At 56.8% G+C, this 1,339-nt stretch carries 1 rRNA gene; it reads right to left on the reverse strand.

The features are described 5' to 3' along the window. Positions 1–22: 22 nt before the first annotated feature. Positions 23–1,339, reverse strand: a 23S ribosomal RNA gene (locus IEZ05_RS36085); the annotation flags it as partial.

The raw sequence follows: 1,339 nt of genomic DNA on the forward strand, positions 1-1,339 counted from the left end.
AACACAGTGGACGCGAGCAACTGAGGACAAGCCCTCGGCCTATTAGTACCGGTCACCTCCACACCTTGCGGTGCTTCCAGATCCGGCCTATCAACCCAGTCGTCTACTGGGAGCCTTACCCCATCAAGTGGGTGGGAGTCCTCATCTCGAAGCAGGCTTCCCGCTTAGATGCTTTCAGCGGTTATCCCTCCCGAACGTAGCCAACCAGCCATGCCCTTGGCAGGACAACTGGCACACCAGAGGTTCGTCCGTCCCGGTCCTCTCGTACTAGGGACAGCCCTTCTCAAGACTCCTACGCGCACAGCGGATAGGGACCGAACTGTCTCACGACGTTCTAAACCCAGCTCGCGTACCGCTTTAATGGGCGAACAGCCCAACCCTTGGGACCGACTCCAGCCCCAGGATGCGACGAGCCGACATCGAGGTGCCAAACCATCCCGTCGATATGGACTCTTGGGGAAGATCAGCCTGTTATCCCCGGGGTACCTTTTATCCGTTGAGCGACGGCGCTTCCACAAGCCACCGCCGGATCACTAGTCCCGACTTTCGTCCCTGCTCGACCCGTCGGTCTCACAGTCAAGCTCCCTTGTGCACTTACACTCAACACCTGATTGCCAACCAGGCTGAGGGAACCTTTGGGCGCCTCCGTTACTCTTTAGGAGGCAACCGCCCCAGTTAAACTACCCATCAGACACTGTCCCTGATCCGGATCACGGACCCAGGTTAGACATCCAGCACGACCAGACTGGTATTTCAACGACGACTCCCCCTGAACTGGCGTCCAGAGTTCACAGTCTCCCAGCTATCCTACACAAGCCGAACCGAACACCAATATCAAACTGTAGTAAAGGTCCCGGGGTCTTTCCGTCCTGCTGCGCGAAACGAGCATCTTTACTCGTAGTGCAATTTCACCGGGCCTATGGTTGAGACAGTCGAGAAGTCGTTACGCCATTCGTGCAGGTCGGAACTTACCCGACAAGGAATTTCGCTACCTTAGGATGGTTATAGTTACCACCGCCGTTTACTGGCGCTTAAGTTCTCAGCTTCGCCACCCCGAAGAGTGACTAACCGGTCCCCTTAACGTTCCAGCACCGGGCAGGCGTCAGTCCGTATACATCGCCTTACGGCTTCGCACGGACCTGTGTTTTTAGTAAACAGTCGCTTCTCGCTGGTCTCTGCGGCCACCCCCAGCTCACGGAGTAAATCCGGTCACCAGACGTGGCCCCCCTTCTCCCGAAGTTACGGGGGCATTTTGCCGAGTTCCTTAACCATAGTTCACCCGAACGCCTCGGTATTCTCTACCTGACCACCTGAGTCGGTTTAGGGTACGGGCCGCCAT

It is taken from the genome of Streptomyces flaveolus (genome assembly GCF_014648815.1).
Classification (GTDB): Bacteria; Actinomycetota; Actinomycetes; order Streptomycetales; family Streptomycetaceae; genus Streptomyces; species Streptomyces flaveolus.